Genomic DNA, 16,339 nt, shown 5'->3' on the forward strand with positions numbered 1-16,339 from the left:
CCGTCGCGCAGGCCCGGTGGATAGGGCGGGTCCTCACCGCAGCGGGCCGATGACCGAGACGCGCGCCTCGTCGGTGCGCCCGCGGCGGCTCGGATCGTACATGTTCTCGACCAGCGCCGCCGGGTGGACGAATTCGCCCGGCGAGACGGCGCGCACGATATAGGCGAAGCGCCGCGTCGCCGTGTCGCCGTCGCCCTGGTCGACCGCCGCCAGGAAGCGCTCGGCGCGAAACTCCGTATGCGCCGCCTCACCGGTCAGTTGCAGCCAGTCCAGCGCCGCCACGTCGCCACCGCGCAGGATCGCCGGATTGTCGATCTCGAAGCCCGCCGGCAGCGGATCGTCGATCATCAGCCGCGCCGGCCCGGAATCGAGCGGCGTCACCTCCAGCACCGCCACCAGCCGGTCGCCCTGGCCGATCTGCGCGGGATCGGCCGGATCGCCATCCAGCGTGTAATAGCGCCGGTCGATCGCATAGCCGTCGGAGCCCGCCGCCGGCGCGATCTCCGGCACGCCGCGCAGGGTGATCTCCGCCCGCACCGGCGTCGGCGCACGGTTGGCGATGTCGAGCCCGCCGGCCAGGTCCGCTTGCGTGAAGGCCGCCGCATACGGCCCCTCCACGTCGCGCCCGGCCACCGTCAGTTGCGGCGGGCTGCGTTCGAGCAGCGCATGGGCGGCCAGCAGCGACCAGGAATCCTCCTGGGTGCTGGTGAAGCGCTGGGTGCGCCGCGCATTGTTCACCTGTTGCACCAGCCCGTCGAAGGAGACCCCGTCGATGGCCGTTTCCAGTCCCAGCGTCAAGATCGCCGCGTCGTCGCGCAACGGCGTGCCGTAGTCGCTGCGCTGCGAATTGGGCACCGGCGAACCGATGGCGTCGTCGACCGCGGCGCGGAACACCCGCTCGGCCCGCACCCGGTCGCCATAGAGCGCCAGCGCCGCGCCGATCTGGGCCTTGGCGAGCGGCGTGCGGAAATTGGCCAGCTCGTTGTCGGCGTAGTAGCGCAGATCCCCGATCGCCGCCCGGCCATTGCGGGCCAGGACGTAGCTCGCATAGGCCACCGGCCCGAAATCCGGGGCCTCCGGGAGGTAGGAGAGGCTGTTGCGCAGATTGTCGACGGCCAGGGTGAAGGCCTCGTCCGGCACGTTGTAGCCGGCCTCCCGGGCCCGGGTGAGGAAGTCCGTGACATAGGCATCCAGCCAGAGGTCGCCGTAATCGGGCCGCCACAGGCCGAAGCTGCCGCTGGACGACTGGTTGGCCAGCACCCCGGCGATGGCGCCGTCGACGCGCGCCTTCACGTCCTCGACGCGGTTCAGCCCGGCCGCCAGGATGGTCGGCTCCAGATAGACCAGCGGCATCGCCCGGCTGGTGATCTGCTCGGTGCAGCCATAGGGATAGACGTCGAGCGCCCGCACCACCCCCGCCACGTCGAATGCGGCAGCGCCGGTCACGCTCAGCGTCGCCGACGCCGTTCCCGACAGGAAATCGGCAAAGAGGTCGCGGTCGAAGGCGAATCGGCCGCCATTCGCCGCCAGGGTCACCGCGGACTTGTCCACCGTCTCCGGCGCAATCGAGCGCACCGGCAGGACGACGCGCTTCGACAGCACGTCGCCGCCCGGCAGCGTCAGCGCGACCTCCAGCCGGCCATCTCCCACCGCCTCGCCGGTCACCGGCACGAGGAAGCTCTCGCGCCGTCCCTCCGCCAGTTCGAAGCGGCGCGGCGCAGTGTCGCCCAGCGCCAGGATCCCGTCCGCGCCCGACAGCGCCAGGCTGGCTTCTCCGAGCGGGCCCTCCACATGGGTCACGTCGATGGCGATGCGCGAGCGGTCGGCCGGCGCCAGGAAGCGCGGCTGGCTCACCGCGATGACCACCGGGTCGCGCACGACCATCGTCGCATCGGCCTCGCCCACCCCGGTCTTCGACCAGGCCAGCGCCATCAGCTTCAGCGTGCCGTTGAAGTCGGGAATGTCGAGCGGCACGGCGGCGGTCCCGTCGGCGCCGACCGTGACGACGCCGGAAAACAGCGCGACGAGGTCCTCCATCGGCGGCGGGCTCTCGTAGCTGGCGCCAGCGTCGCCGCCCGAGCGCACGCTGCCGGGCGCGCCCTGCATCCGGTCGATCAGCTTGGAATAGAGGTCGCGGATCTCCACGCCGAGCCGGCGCTTGCCGAAATAATGGTCGCTGAGCGACGGCGGCTGGAAACCGGTGATGTTGAGGATGCCCTGGTCCACGGCGGCCAGCGTCAGATAGGCGGTTTCGCCGGCCACGATGCCACCCACGGACACGTCCACCGTCACCCGCCGGCGCGGTTCGATCTTCTCCGGCGCGCTGATGGCGACCTCGAGCGCCCGCTCGCCCGGCGCGACGGCGGCGTGGGCCAGCCCGATCGCCCGGCCCGGCATCCGCTTCTGGTCGAGATCCATTGGCCGATAGACGATTGCCGCGATATAGGCGCCCGGTCCCCAGTCGCGGGTCACCGGCAATTCCACCGTGCCGCCCTCGGCTCCGATCTCGGCGGTCTGCCGCGCGATCACGCGCTCGTCCATCACCAGCACTTCCGCCGAGCCGGCAAAGCGCGGCTCGATCCGCACGACCGCCGTGTCGCCGATCGCGTAGCGTGGCTTGTCCAGCGACACGCGGGCCATGTCCGGCGTGTCGATGGCCGAAGCCGACACGTACCAGCCGGCCTCGAAGATGGCGCTCGCCGGCACCGCCGCGCCGGACGGATCGGACAGGGCCAGCTCGTATTCGCCCCATTCCACCGGCAGCGACAGGGCCGCCGGCCCGTCCGCCGCGATGTCGACCGTGCCGCTGGCGACGCGCTCGGTGCTGCGGATCGGCTCGTAATTCCAGTTGCCGCCCGTCGCGTACCACTGGAAGCGGGTGTTCACCTTGTTGAGGACCCAGTCGATGCCGCCGCGCGCCACGCGCGTCCCCGCCGCGTCGATGGCGATCAGGTCGAAGCCGGCCTCGGCGCCCTCGCCCACCGTCCCGTCGAAGCGCGGCTTGATGCCCAGGCGCGGCGCCGAGCCGGCCAGCGGCAGGTCCAGCGTGCGCTCCACCGGGCGTCCGCCGGCATCGATCACGCGCACCTGCAGGGTCGCCTTGACCGGCTTGGTGGTCGCCGGCGCGGCAAACGGATCGAGCCCGATCGTGGCCTCGCCATTCGCGTCGGTCGTGGCGCCGTTGAAGGGCTGCCGCAGCGCCGTCGTCTCGTCGCCCGCCAGGCCGAAGCGATAGCCGGGATGATCGTCCAGGCTGTAGGTCGCCGTCAGCACCGCCTCGCCGCCGACCTCCAGCCCGCCGGCTGGCGCGCCGAACAGGTAGCGCGCCGCGACGGCGATCGCCGGCGGCGCGTCGGGGTCGAGCGCCTGCGCCTCGGTCGTCAGCGCGACATCGATCTTCTCCGGCTCGAAATCCTCCACGATCACCGTCGTCTCGGCCAGTGCCGGCTGCTTGGGGTCGATGTGCAGCGCCACCTTCCAGACGCCGCGCATGGCATTGCCCGCCAGGTCGAGCCCAAAGGCGAAGCCGCCGGCCCCCGCGTCGGCCACCTGCCGCCGCCGATGCTCGACGCCGTCGGGCCGCGTGACGATCTCAGACAGCGACAGGCCCTCGACCGCCGCGCCCTTGGCGTCGCGCAGGGTGCCGGTGAAGAAGGCGGTCTCGCCGGTGCGGTAGATGCCGCGCTCCGACGTCAGGAACACGTCCAACGGTCCCGCCGGCGCCCGGCCGTCGACGCCCCGGTCGGTCAGGTCGAAGGGCGTCTGCGTCAGGTCGAGAAAGACGAAATCGTCAGCCGTGCCCGCCGCGGTCAGCAGCGCCGGACGGTCGCCGCCCGTGCCGCGCAGCAGGCCTGCGGGCAGCCGGGCATGGCCCGCCGCGTCGGTCTCCGCCGTGCCCAGCACCTGGTTGTTGGCGGCCACGAGGTCGAGCCGGATCCCCGCCATCGGCGCGGCGCTGCCCAGCGACCGCGCGAAGACGTGGAACCCGTCCTCGGCAGCCAGGCTGGTCAGCCCGATGTCGCTGACGACGAACCATTGGGTGGCGAAGCTGTCCTGATATTGCGGGCCGTTCCGCGCCTTGGCCGTCAGCACGTAGACCCCGGGCTCGATCTCCGGCACGATCTGCGCGACCGGGATCGCGGTCGTCACCTCGCGATTGGTCTCGCGCGTGACGCCCACCGTGCCCGTCCACACATCCTCGCCGGTCTGCGTCGCCACCTCGGCGATCTGCCATTCGGACAATTGCTGCAGCAGCCGCCCGTCGGCGATCGCCCGCGACAGCGCCCGGTCACCGATCCGCTGCAGCCGCGCCTCGATCTCGTCGGTGTTGATCGTCGTCACCGGGATCGTCGCCGCGCCGCCGGCCGGCAGCACATAGGCGTTGGTGGTGAACCGCACCGAGGGGTCGCGGTCGCGCACATAGACGCTCACCTCCACGGCCCGCGCCAGCGTCTCGCCATCCGCCGAGCGGATGCCGGGGCGGGCGACGATGCGGTAGCGCTCGCCGTGCCGCACGCCGTCGATGCAGATCTGCGACCCGCTCGCGGTCACCGGCAGGGTCTGCCCGCCGTCGACCTGCACGAAGTCGCCGGCATTCTCCGAACTGGTCAGCTGGCTGGCCAGCGGGTCCGAGAAATTCAGGCAGATGCGCGGGCTGGCCGCGTTGTTGTCGACGCTGTTGTCGACGATCCGGAAGCCATGGGCAGCGACCACCGCGTCGAGGCTAGACCGGACGTCGGACGCTTCCGCCAGGTCGAGGCTCTTGCGATAGGTCGCGATCGCCCGCTTCCAGTTCTGGGCGGCCTCGAAGGCGCGGGCGAGCGTCGCCAGCGCCGCGGCCCGTTCGTCGTCGCCGCCCGCGGTCAGATAGGCGTTGATCGCGCCGGCCTCGCGCAGCCGGTTGTTGGCCGGCTGCTCGCCATATTGCTCGGGATTGTAGGCCAGCGCCGCCTCGGCCAGGCCCTGCCAGGCGAACTGCGCCAGAGGCGCACGCTTGACCGCCTCCCGCCAGGCGCGGATCGCCTGCGGATAGGTCAGGGCCGAGCGCGCCTCGTCCGCAAGCTGCCGCGCGCTCACATCGCCGAAGCTTGCGCTGGGAGCCTCGTCCGCGATCTCCAGTCGCAGCCGCTTGGCGTCGTCCAGCATGGCGGCCGGCAGGAAGGCGAGTTCAGCGCTTCGCGCCGCAATGCTGTCGGCATCGATCGCAGCCTCGGCCACGACCCGTCCGGAAACGGCCCCGGCCACCGTCCGCAATTCGCCCACCGCCTCCTTCAGGAAGCACCACCGGCTGTTGGTGTTCAGCGTGAAGGCCTGGCAGCGATCGTCGGCAAGGCACGTCGCCGTGCACTGGTCGAGTTCGACATCCTTCAGGATCTCGTAGTCGCGACCGAAATAGTCGGCACCCTCGGTGGTGATCACCCGGCGCGCGCCGGCTTCTTGCGCAAGGGAAGGCGCATCAACCGATGCGAGACACAGCATTGCGGCCGCCGCCACAAAGAAGAGCCTGCCGAAACCGCGCATCGAATGCTTCCCCCGACAAGCCTGAAATCGGGATCATCCTATGCCGAAGCCTTTTGCCGCGCCAGAGGATTCCGGCGGGCCGGACCCGCGCGGTGCCTCGCCTAGGCCCGGCCCTGTCCTGATGCATCGGCCCGAATAGCGGGACAAACTTCGGACGATACGCTGTGCGCTTGCAGTGCGTCGGAGCGCCGTGTGTCCCGTCGGACCGACGGCTTTCTAGGCGTCCAGGCCCTCCAGGAGCGCCCGCGCCTTGCCGATCTCGTCCATGTTGATCGTATGGCCCGGCTCCGGATACAGCACCGAGATCACCCTTGCGCCGCGCCGCTCGTAATGGGCCACGGTCTCGCGCACCCTGGGCGCCGGAATGAACGGATCGCGCTCGCTGCAGCCGATGAACACCGGCAGGCCGTCGAGCCGGGCGGTCTCGTCGCGGCCCTCCACCGACGGGCCGATCAGGCCACCGCTGAAACCGAGCACGCCGCCGACGCGGCCGGGCTGGCGCGCGGCAAATTCCAGCGACAGGCAGGCGCCCTGGGAGAAGCCGGCGATCACCACCTGCTCCCCCCCGAAGCCCTTGATGGCGAGATCGGCCAGGATCGCCGCGATCCGGTCGAGCGCGGCGTCCAGATACGGCGCATTGGCCGACAGCGGCTCCATGAAGGGGCGCGGATACCACGCCCCATCATCGGCCTGCGGCGCCAGATAGGCGACGTCGACGAGGCCGATCGCCCCGGCAATGCCCAGTATGTCGGCCGCCGACGCGCCGCGCCCGTGCAGGCACACAACGACCCGGCGGGCACTGTCCAGCGGCGCTCCGGCATGGACGAGGCGGTGGGCGGTCATCAGTGCCTTGGCATCTTCAGCATTCATGGTCATGTCGTCTCCTCAGCGATCCAGCGGCTTCAGGCCAGCCTCGATCTGCGCGCGCTTGGGCTCCAGGAAGGGCGGCAGCGACAGGCTTTCGCCGAGGCTCTCCATCGGCTCGTCCACCGCAAATCCCGGCCCGTCCGTGGCGATCTCGAAGAGCACGCCGTTCGGCTCGCGGAAATACAGCGAGCGGAAATAATAGCGCTCTACCTCGCCGCTCGACGGCACGCGGAAGCCCCGCACCCGCTCGGTCCATGCGCGCAGCTCTTCCACATCCGCGGCGCGGAAGGCGACATGATGCACGCCGCCAGCGCCCTGTCCGGCCGGCGTCAAGTGCGGCTCCACCGCCACGTGCAGCTCCGCCGCCGGGCCGCCCTCGCCCATCTCGAAGACGTGGACCACCGCGCCGTCAGCCTCGTAGGTCCGGGCCTTGCGCATGTTCATCACCTCGGTCAGCACCGGCGCCGTGCGGGCGAGATCGGGCACCGACATGACGATCGGGCCCAGCCCGCGGATCTGGTGCTCGGCCGGCACGCTGCTGGCGTCCCAAGGATTGGCGTCGCCAGCGCCGCCATCATCGACGAGCCGCAGCCGCTGGCCTTCCGGGTCCTCGAAGTCGAGCGTGGCGCGGCCGTCCAGCTCGGCAATCTCGCCGACCGCGACACCCGCCGCCGTCAGCCGCGTGCGCCAATAGTCGAGGCTGGCCCGGCCGGCGACCCTGAGGCCGGTGCGCGAGACCGAATGGTTGCCCCGCGTCTCGCGCGGCGCCGGCCAGTCGAAGAAGGTGATGTCGGTGCCGGGGGTCGCCTTCCCGTCGGCATAGAACAGATGGTAGGCGCTGGTATCGTCCTGGTTGACCGTCTTCTTGACCAGCCGCAGGCCCAGCACGTCCGTGTAGAAACGCAGGTTGCCGGGCGCGTCGGCGGTGATCGCGGTCAGATGGTGGATGCCTTTGAGGGCGAGGGGCATGGCGTGGCTCCGTGGCAGGATGTGGCATGGTCCCAGATAAGCGGGCTCGCCAGAACAATTGAAAGGGCGCCATTCGTGACGAATCGTTTCTCTTTGCTGAACAGCCGTCGTCCGGAAACGAACCGGCCGTATCCTGCGAACTGCCGATCCCGCCGCCCGCGCGCGTCGTCCCGTTCCCTCTGTTCGCGGTGCCAGTTCCCATGAACCAGACAGATCTTTCGGGCCTTGTCGACGCCATTCGTGCCCGCGCCGGCGCCCGTCGCTTCATCGTCGCGCTGGCCGGCGCGCCTGGCTCCGGCAAGAGCATGATCGCCGAGCATCTGCGCGCCCGGCTGGCCGACGGCTCGCCGCCGACGGCGGAGATCCTGCCGATGGACGGCTTCCATTACGACGACATGGTGCTGGAGGCCCGCGGCCACCGCCCCCGCAAAGGCGCGCCCCACACCTTCGATGTCGACGGCCTCGCCGTCACCCTCGACCGCCTGGCGGCCGACGACGGCCGCGACGTGGCGGTGCCGGTCTTCGACCGCACCATCGAGATCGCCCGCGCCGGTGCCCGCATCATCACGCCCTCGGCCCGCATCATCCTCGTCGAGGGCAATTATCTCCTCCTCGACGACCCCGCCTGGGCGCCCCTGCGCCAGCGTTTCGACCTCACCGTGATGCTCGCCGTGCCCGAACCCGTCCTGCGGCACCGCCTGGCGGAGCGCTGGCAGGGCTTCGGCCTTCAGGGTGACGCACTGTCCGCCAAGCTCGACGGCAACGACCTGCCCAACATGCAGCTGGTACTGGAACGCAGCGTGCCGGCGGATTACGTCGTGGAGAACGGCTGACCGGCGGCCGAACGGCTGTCACCCGACAGGAACGCTGCGAACTGGCGAGACGACCGGGTCAGAACTCGATCCCCAGCTGCGCCTTCACGCCCGAGCGGAACGGGTGCTTGATCATCTCCATCTCGGTGACGAGATCGGCAAAGTCGATCAGCTCGTCCTTGGCGTTGCGGCCGGTGATGACGACATGCTTCATCTCCGGCTTGCCCTTCAGGAAATCGAGCACCTCGGCCAGGTCGAGATAGTCGTAGCGCAGGACGATGTTCAACTCGTCCAGAAGCACGAGCTTGTGCTCGTCGTCCATGATCAGCGCCTTGGCCCGCTCCCAGGCGGCCTTCGCCGCGGCGATGTCGCGCTGGCGGTCCTGGGTCTCCCAGGTGAAGCCGTCGCCCATGGCGGTCATCGTCACCTGGTCGGGAAACTTCTCCAGCACCTTGCGCTCGCCGGTCTCCCACTTGCCCTTCACGAACTGCACGACGGCGACCTTCATGCCGTTGCCCAGCGCCCGGAAGACCAGGCCGAAGCCGGCCGTCGACTTGCCCTTGCCCTTGCCCGTATGGACGATGACGAGCCCCTTCTCGATCGTCTTGGTGGCGAGGATCTTGTCGCGGGCCGCCTTCTTCTTCTTCATCTTCTCGGCATGCCGCGCATCGAGCTCGGCGTCGCTCATGCCGTCGGTGATCTTCGTGCGCTCGGGGGTCGGCTGATCGGTCATGCGGCATTCTCCGGTTCGGCGGGCGGGACGGCTGCGAGGGTCTTCTGGAAGAAGATGCGCTCCTGGCCCCGCGGATAGTCCGGCAGCCGGCCGAAGGACCGGTAGCCGATCGCTTCGTAGAAACCCGGCGACTGGAAGGAATAGGTGTCCACCCAGGCGCCGTGGCAGCCGGCTTCGACCGCGATCGCCTCGGCCTGGCGCACCAGCTGGCGGCCGAGGCCCAGGCCCCGCCAGCGTTCCGGCACGGCGAGGATCTCGATGTGCATCCAGTCCCAGTAGAGCTGGGCGATAAGGCCGCCGTCGACGCCATCCTCGCCCGTCAGGGCAAGGGTCACGAAACGCGGCGAGAAGGTAAAATCCTTCCGGGTCGAGAATTCGGCGAGCGGCGCGACGATGCGGTCCCGCAGGTCGTTCCTCGGCAGGTCCAGGCGCTCGATGGCCGGCGGTTTCGCGGATGGCGTCATGCCGATGACATGACCCGAACACCCCCCTGCTTCAAGCCCCGGCATGATGCGGCCCCCGGGATTGAAGCTCGGCCCGCGCGGAATTGGAGCGCGGCGTCCAAAGGCCCCGCGAAATCGCCTCGGCGAAGCGGTCGCGGATTTCGGCGAGCGCCGCCGGATTGTTCGCGTCGAGAAAGTCGCGCACCGGCTCGTCCATCAGGAAGGCATTGTAGGCGGCCTCGAAGTGATGGTCGCGCACGGCCCCCGTCGTCGCGGCGAAGGCGAACATGTAGTCCACCGTCGCGGCGATCTCGAAGGCGCCCTTGTAGCCGTGGCGCATGACGCCGGCGATCCATTTCGGATTGACCACGCGGGCCCGCACCACCCGGCCGATCTCCTCTTCCAGCGTACGCACGACCGGGCGCTCGGGCCGGGAATGGTCGTTGTGATAGACCACCGGCCGCGCGCCGGACAGATGCTCGGCCGCAGCCGTCATGCCGCCCTCGAACTGGTAGTAATCGTCGGAATCCAGCAGGTCGTGCTCGCGATTGTCCTGGTTCTGGACCACGGCCTCGATGCCGCCGAGCCGCGCCTCGAAGGCGCCGCGTTCGGCCTCACCTTCCGCGTCGGCGCCATAGGCATAGCTGCCCCAGACGAGATAGCTCTCGGCCAGATCGGCCTTGTCGCCCCAGCCCTTCTCGTCGATCAGCGCCTGCAGCCCTGCGCCATAGGCACCCGGTTTGGAGCCGAAGATGCGGAAGCCGGCGCGCCGCGCCGCCTCGCCGGCCTCGACGCCGTCGGCGACCAGCGCCTCCCGCTCGGCCCGCATCCGCGCCGCGATCGGATTGTCTGCCTCGTCCTCCTCCAGCGCGCCGACGGCGCGGATCGCCCGGTCGAACAGCGCGATCTGGTCGGGAAAGGCGTCGCGGAAGAAGCCCGATATCCGTAACGTCACGTCGACCCGCGGCCGGCCGAGCTCGGCCAGCGTGACGATCGCGTAGCCGGTGACCCGCCGCGAGGCCCGGTCCCAGACCGGCCGCGCCCCGATCAGCGCGAAGGCCTGGGCGATGTCGTCGCCGCCGGTGCGCATGTTCGCGGTGCCCCAGACCGTCAGCCCGATCGATCGCGGCCAGTCGCCCTCGTCCTGCAGATGCCGCGTCACCAGGAGCTCCGCCGAGCGCCGGCCGAGATCGTAGGCGGCCTCGGTCGGCACGGCGCGGGTGTCGACGGAAAAGAAGTTCCGCCCGGTCGGCAAAACGTCCGGCCGCCCGCGCGTCGGCGCGCCGGACGGTCCCGGCGCCACGAACCGGCCCGCCAGCCCGGCCAGCAGCCCGGCGATCTCCGCCGGCCCGGAACTTGTGACGGCGGGCCGCAGCCGCGCGTCGATCTCGGCAAGGACGGCGGTGGTGGCGGTCCAGCGTGTCGGTGCGGTGGTTTCTCCGGCGACGAGGCGTGCGGCGAGGATTTCGAGGCGCTCGACAGTGTCGCCGTTGCTGCGCCAGGGGTCGGCGGAGAGGGATTGCAGGAGATGTGGGCGCGGGCCAGCCCACGGCGCCGCCATGTCGCAGTCGAGGGGGTCGAAGGGGGCTCGATCTTGATCGGAAGTGGAGGATGCGGAGTAGGACGATAGACTCTCAGCCGACGCAGGATCCGCCAATACATCCGCCGCGATCACCCGGTGCAGCGAACCGTCCCCCGGCGCGCTGCCGCGCGGCAGCCGGGCCAGCGCCACCACCAGGTCCGTCAGGAGCCGCCCCTCGGGCGCCGCGCCGAAGACATGCAGCCCGTCGCGGATCTGCATTTCCTTCAGGTCGCACAGATAGGCGTCGAGCTTTTCCAGCGCCGTCTCCTCGGCCTCGCCCGGGCCGATGCCGGCATCCTGGTCGAGGCCGATGTCGCGCACCAGTTCCAGGATCTGGCCCTTCAGGAGGTCGAGGCGCCGCGGGTCGGTCCCCGCCGCCTCGTAATATTCGTCGACCAGCGCTTCCAGGTCGCGCAGCGGCCCGTAGCTCTCGGCCCGCGTCAGCGGGGGCGTCAGATGGTCGATGATCACCGCACTGGTGCGGCGCTTGGCCTGGGTCCCCTCGCCCGGATCGTTGACGATGAACGGATAGAGATGCGGCAGCGGCCCGAACACCGCCTCGGGAAGACACGCCCCGGACAGCGCCAGCGCCTTGCCCGGTAGCCATTCCAGATTGCCGTGCTTGCCCATGTGGATCACCGCGTCGGCGTCGTAGTCGGTCCGCAGGAAAGCGTAGAGCGCCAGGTAATTGTGCGGCGGCACGAGGTCGGGCGAGTGATAGGTCTCCTTGGGGTCGATATTGTAGCCCCGCGCCGGCTGGATCCCGACCAGCATCTTGCCGAACCGCGCCAGCGGCAGCGCGAAGGCGCCCCGTCCGGACAGGAAGAACGGATCGTCCTGCGGCGCGCCCCAGCGCGCCGTCACCGCCCGGCGCACCGCCTCCGGCAAGCCCGCGAAGAACGCCGCATAGGTCTCGAGCGGCAGGGTCTCGCGGATCTCGCGCGCGGTCGTTCCGGCATTTGTCGGTCCGGCCATCAGATGGTCGATCAGGCCGTTGCCGGTCTCCGGCACGCCCGTGACCTCGTAGCCTGCCGCCCGCATGGCATTGAGGACGGTGATCGTTCCAGCCGGCGTGTCCAGCCCGACGCCGTTGCCCAGCCGTCCGTCCCGGTTGGGATAATTGGCAAGGAGGATCGCCACGCGGCGCGCGCCAGCGGCCTTGCCCCGCAGCCGGGCCCAGCGCGCCGCGAGGTCTGCGACGAACGCCACCCGGTCCGGCACGGAGCGGTGCGCGACGATGTCGGTCTGCGTCAGCCCGTCCCACTCGCCCGCCGACTTGAAGGCGATCGCCCGACCGAGCACCCGCCCGTCCACCTCGGGCAGCGCCACGTTCATCGCCAGGTCCCGCGCCGACAGGCCCTGCGCGGACGCCTCCCAGGTCTCGCGCGAACCGCTCGCCAGCACCGCCTGCAGGACGATGGCGCCGCCTTCCTCCAGCACGGTCGGCACCCGCACCCCGCCCGGAGAGGAGACGGCGAACCCCGTCAAATTGACCACCACCGCCGGCGCCCGGTGCGCAAACAGCGCGCGCAGGGTCTCGATCGACACCGGATCCTTCAGGCTGGAGACATAGACCGGCAACACGTCGAGACCGCGCTCGCCCAGCGCCCTGGCCAGCGCCTCCACCGGCTCGGTCTGCCCGCTCTGGGCCAATGCTCGGTAGCAGACGATGGCGGCGAGGGGTTTGTCAGGTGCAGCTTTTTGCGCCGAGGCGTGACGCGCATCCGGCGCCGCGTCGCCGGCGCTGTCAGTCCTACCCCCCTCTGTCCTGCCGGACATCTCCCCCACAAGGGGGGAGATCGGCTGAACGCCGGCCCCCGCGCTTCGAGACTCGGCGGCGGAGGCAAGGTCGCCGTCAGTGCCGCTATCGATCTCCCCCCTTGTGGGGGAGATGCCGGCAGGCAGAGGGGGGTGTTCGTCGCTGACGTTGGCTTGGCGAGAACCGGCACCCCCGAGGTCCAGCACCCCGGCCTTCAGCAGCGGCTGCGCCTCCGGCGGCCATTCGCCGCCCGCCACGATCGCCGTCAGCGACTGCAGGAAGTTGTCCGCATTCGCCGGCCCGCCCTCGACCAGGTAGCGCCACAGCCGGTCGCGCACCTCGGGCACCATCGTGTTGTAGCGATCGAGCCCGGGATCGGGCTTGTCGTCGCCGGGCAGCACCACGAGCTGGCCGCCACTCGCCTGGGCATTGGCCAGCAGCGCATCGAGTCCATAGGGCCAGTAGGCCGCGCCGCCGAGCAGCCGCACCACCACCAGCTTCGCATGGCGCAGCGTGCGCGACACATAGGCGTCGACCGACATCGGATGCTTGAGCCGCAGGACATTGGCCAGCCGCAGCGACGAAGCCGCAGCGCCGAGCCGTCCGGCCGCCGCCGCGAGCCCCGCGATCTCCGTGTCGGCGGCCGACAGCACGACGATGTCGGCGGGCGTCTGGCCGAGATCCACCGCCTCGCCGCCGTCGTCGATCGTGCCCTTCTGGGCGAGAAGGAGATGCACGGCCCGGCGCCCTACTCCGCCGCCGCCTGCGCCGTCCCGTCGGTCAGCGCGCGGATCGTCGCCTGGATCGCCCCGCAGGTGGCCGCATCCAGCCCGTCATGCAGGCCGATGACCACGAGCCGCGTGGCGCGGGCCTCGCCCGGCTGCCAGGCCCGGTCAAAATAGGTCTCGATCCGCTGGCCGACGGCCTGCACGACCAGCCGCATCGGCTTGCCCGGCACGTCGGCAAACCCTTTCAGCCGCAGGATGTCGTGGCTCGCGATCACCGCCGACAGCCCGTCGGCGAAGGCCTTGGGGTCGCCGACCTGTCCGGCCTCCACCACGAAGCTCTCGAACTCGTCATGGTCGTGATCGTGGCCCTCGCCTTCATGCGCCAGTTCGTGGTGCGACTTGCGCTCGGCGATCAGATCCTCGGTGCCCGCGGCCAGCCCCAGCAGCACGTCGGTCGGCAGCTTGCCGCCTTCCGAGGTGACGATCTTCACGCCTGCCGCGCATTGCGCACCGATCTCGCCGCGCACCCGCTCCAGCGTCGCCGCATCGACGAGGTCGGCCTTGTTCAGGACGATCAGGTCGGCCGCCCGGATCTGGTCCTCGAACAGCTCCTCCAGCGGGTTGTCGTGGTCGAGGCTCGCATCCGCTTCCCGTGCGGCGGCAACCTTCGCCTCGTCGTCGGCGAAACGGCCTTCGGCGACGGCTGCCGTGTCGATAACCGTCACCACGCCGTCGACGGTCACACGGGTCTTCACCTCGGGCCAGTTGAACGCAGCGACCAGCGGCTGCGGCAGCGCCAGGCCCGAGGTCTCGATGACGACGTGGTCGGGCAGCCGGTCGCGGGCGAGCAGCTTGGTCATGGTCGGGATGAAATCGTCGGCGACCGTGCAGCAGATGCAGCCATTGGTCAGCTCGACCACGTCGTCCTCGGTGCAGGTCTCGATGCCGCAGCCGGTCAGGATGTCGCCATCGACCCCCAGATCGCCGAATTCGTTGATGATCAGGGCGATCTTCCGGCCGCCGGCATTCTGCAGCATGTTGCGGATCAGCGTCGTCTTGCCCGCACCGAGAAAGCCGGTGACGACGGTGGCTGGTATCTTCTGCAAGGCTTCAACCTTTCAGGGTGAGCGGCAGGCCGGCGGCGACGAAGATCGCCTCGTCGCACGCGGCCGCGACAATTTGGTGGAGACGCCCGGCGTGGTCGCGGAAGCGCCGCGCCATGGCATTTTCGGGCACGATCGACAGCCCGACTTCATTGGTGACCAGGACGACCAGCCCCGGCGGCCGGGCCGCCAGGCAGGTGGACAGCCGGTTCGCCTCCGCATCGACGTCGTGGTCGGCGAGCATCAGGTTCGACACCCACAGGGTCAGGCAGTCGACGAGCAGTGCCGTCTCCGGCGCCGCCTCGCGCTCGATGGCGGCCACGAGATCGAGCGGCGCCTCGACGGTGCGCCACGGCGCCGGCCGACGCGCTTTGTGCGCGTCGATCCGGTCGGTCATCTCGGCGTCGAAGGCCTGCCCCGTCGCGATGTAGACGGGGGCGAGACCGGAGCCGCCGACGCGGCGCTCGGCGAGCGCGCTCTTGCCCGAGCGCGCGCCGCCGAGGACGAAGACGAGGCGGCCGGCTGCGCCGGCCTCAGGCGGCAAGACCGACGATCGCCATGAGCTGCTCGCCGAGGACTACCGCCCCGGCGCCCGCGACGACGCCGCCCGACACCCGCAGGCCGAAATTCTCGCGCGCCGAGCGGCCGCTGCCCAGAAGCGTGACCGCAACATGGCCCGCCGCCACAGCGACGGCGTACTGGATCGCCGCAAAGCCGATCAGATAGGCGGCCACGACCCCGGACTCCGAGCCGACCACGGCCTCGCCATAGGCATAGCCGTGGAACAGGCCGGCAATGGCGAAGAGCCCGCCGGTCACCACCATGCCGTAGGCCCGGCCGGACAGCGCCAGCACGCCGATGGCCGCCACCGACAGGGCGATGACGAATTCCGCCGCCGGCAGGTCGAAGGCCATCAGGTGCAGCAGCGTGCCGGCGATGGTGGCGCCGATGAACAGGAGCGGCGCGGTGAAGCGGTGGGCGGTCAGCGCCGCCAGCAGGCCGACACCGATGATGAAGGCCAGGTGGTCGAGGCCGATCACCGGGTGCGCAAGGCCCGAGAGCAGGCCGTCGGCCATGCTCTGGGGCGCCATGCCGCCGGTCGGGTGATGGGCAAAGGCCGCGGTGGGCAGAAGGGCCAGAAGCGCCGTGACGGCGAAACGGTTGCGGAAAGGCATGAAGACAACTCCCGTGTCCTGTTGGAACGGACGCGGATATGCCCGGGAACCGGCGTTTCCCCCATAGCTCCATGGCCCGAGGGCCGATGGATCGAAACACAGGTCCGCCAGGAACATCCCGTCCCGTAGACGTCGCACGTGGATGGCAGGTCTCCTGGCTCGCGGGTCGTCGGGCTTCGCCTGGCCTTCCCGGAGAGATCTCCAGTGGCTGTTGCCGGCGCCCCCGGGCCTTTCGGGCCCGATGATCGCCGGTGGTGAAGACCTCGCCGCTCTACAGTCGCGGGGTCGGCTGCGATATGGGCCCCCTGCTTGGGTCGGCCCGTCGCATTCCCTCTTCGCCCCTGCCGCGTGGCGACGGGGGAACCATCCTTCGACGGACCCGGCGCAGGCGCCGAATCCGAACCTTCGCAGACTAGCGATCGGCCCGCCCGACGCAAGCCATTTCGCCGCACCATGCAGGGCAATCGCATTTCAGAACAGGCTGAGCAGGCGAGAGAGGAATGCGTTGTCCCAGCCTGCCCTTTGGAATTTCCCTTTCAAGGATTCCTTTGAGCCGTCCTTCTGCATGACGTTGAGCGCCATGTGGCGCAGCACGGCGAGGTTTTGGGGGCCGTTGCCGAGGCGGGTTCGATCCTGGTCCTCGTTCAT

Annotated in this window: 10 protein-coding genes and 1 riboswitch; of the genes, 1 reads left to right on the plus strand and 9 read right to left on the minus strand. The window is 70.2% G+C overall.

The features are described 5' to 3' along the window. Positions 1 to 33: 33 nt before the first annotated feature. The 3 genes from VQ042_RS10520 to VQ042_RS10530 form a co-directional block, all read right to left on the minus strand. Positions 34 to 5,520, minus strand: coding sequence for an alpha-2-macroglobulin family protein (locus tag VQ042_RS10520; protein WP_331818904.1), 5,487 nt, complete (start codon positions 5,518 to 5,520; stop codon positions 34 to 36). 216 nt (positions 5,521 to 5,736) lie between these two features. After that, the gene (locus tag VQ042_RS10525; RefSeq protein WP_331818906.1) at positions 5,737 to 6,396 is read right to left on the minus strand and encodes an alpha/beta hydrolase; all 660 of its coding nucleotides are present in this window, start codon (positions 6,394 to 6,396) and stop codon (positions 5,737 to 5,739) included. A 9-nt stretch (positions 6,397 to 6,405) separates the two neighbouring features. Further along, positions 6,406 to 7,356, minus strand: a complete 951-nt coding sequence (locus VQ042_RS10530; protein WP_331818908.1) for a ring-cleaving dioxygenase — start codon at positions 7,354 to 7,356, stop codon at positions 6,406 to 6,408. A 200-nt stretch (positions 7,357 to 7,556) separates the two neighbouring features. On the opposite strand from VQ042_RS10530, the gene VQ042_RS10535 reads away from it, so the two are divergent. Beyond that, positions 7,557 to 8,189 (plus strand): nucleoside/nucleotide kinase family protein, encoded by a 633-nt coding sequence (locus tag VQ042_RS10535; protein ID WP_331818911.1) that lies wholly within the window; start codon positions 7,557 to 7,559, stop codon positions 8,187 to 8,189. Positions 8,190 to 8,247: 58 nt separating this feature from the next. Here VQ042_RS10535 and cobO read toward each other — a convergent pair whose 3' ends face one another. Genes cobO through VQ042_RS10565 form a run of 6 tightly spaced genes read right to left on the minus strand, consistent with a single transcriptional unit; the run spans position 8,248 to position 15,691 of the window. Then, entirely contained in the window at positions 8,248 to 8,856 is a 609-nt protein-coding gene (gene cobO, locus VQ042_RS10540; protein ID WP_331818933.1) for a cob(I)yrinic acid a,c-diamide adenosyltransferase, read from the minus strand. 41 nt (positions 8,857 to 8,897) lie between these two features. After that, a complete protein-coding gene (locus tag VQ042_RS10545; protein WP_331818913.1) occupies positions 8,898 to 9,365 on the minus strand; it encodes a GNAT family N-acetyltransferase in 468 nt (155 codons plus the stop codon). A gap of 31 nt (positions 9,366 to 9,396) precedes the next feature. After that, positions 9,397 to 13,422 (minus strand): cobaltochelatase subunit CobN, encoded by a 4,026-nt coding sequence (gene cobN, locus VQ042_RS10550; RefSeq protein WP_331818915.1) that lies wholly within the window; start codon positions 13,420 to 13,422, stop codon positions 9,397 to 9,399. 11 nt (positions 13,423 to 13,433) lie between these two features. Beyond that, positions 13,434 to 14,519 (minus strand): cobalamin biosynthesis protein CobW, encoded by a 1,086-nt coding sequence (gene cobW / locus VQ042_RS10555; protein ID WP_331818917.1) that lies wholly within the window; start codon positions 14,517 to 14,519, stop codon positions 13,434 to 13,436. A 4-nt stretch (positions 14,520 to 14,523) separates the two neighbouring features. Continuing rightward, entirely contained in the window at positions 14,524 to 15,060 is a 537-nt protein-coding gene (gene cobU / locus VQ042_RS10560) for a bifunctional adenosylcobinamide kinase/adenosylcobinamide-phosphate guanylyltransferase (protein ID WP_331818919.1), read from the minus strand. After that, positions 15,050 to 15,691: a HupE/UreJ family protein gene (locus VQ042_RS10565; protein WP_331818921.1), complete on the minus strand. Its 642-nt coding sequence runs from the start codon at positions 15,689 to 15,691 to the stop codon at positions 15,050 to 15,052. The genes cobU and VQ042_RS10565 overlap by 11 nt, the downstream gene beginning before the upstream one ends. Before the next feature lie 127 nt (positions 15,692 to 15,818). After that, positions 15,819 to 16,074, minus strand: a riboswitch (cobalamin riboswitch). Positions 16,075 to 16,339: the final 265 nt, after the last annotated feature.

This window comes from Aurantimonas sp. A2-1-M11, from assembly GCF_036549475.1.
In the GTDB taxonomy this organism is placed as follows: domain Bacteria; phylum Pseudomonadota; class Alphaproteobacteria; order Rhizobiales; family Rhizobiaceae; genus Aurantimonas.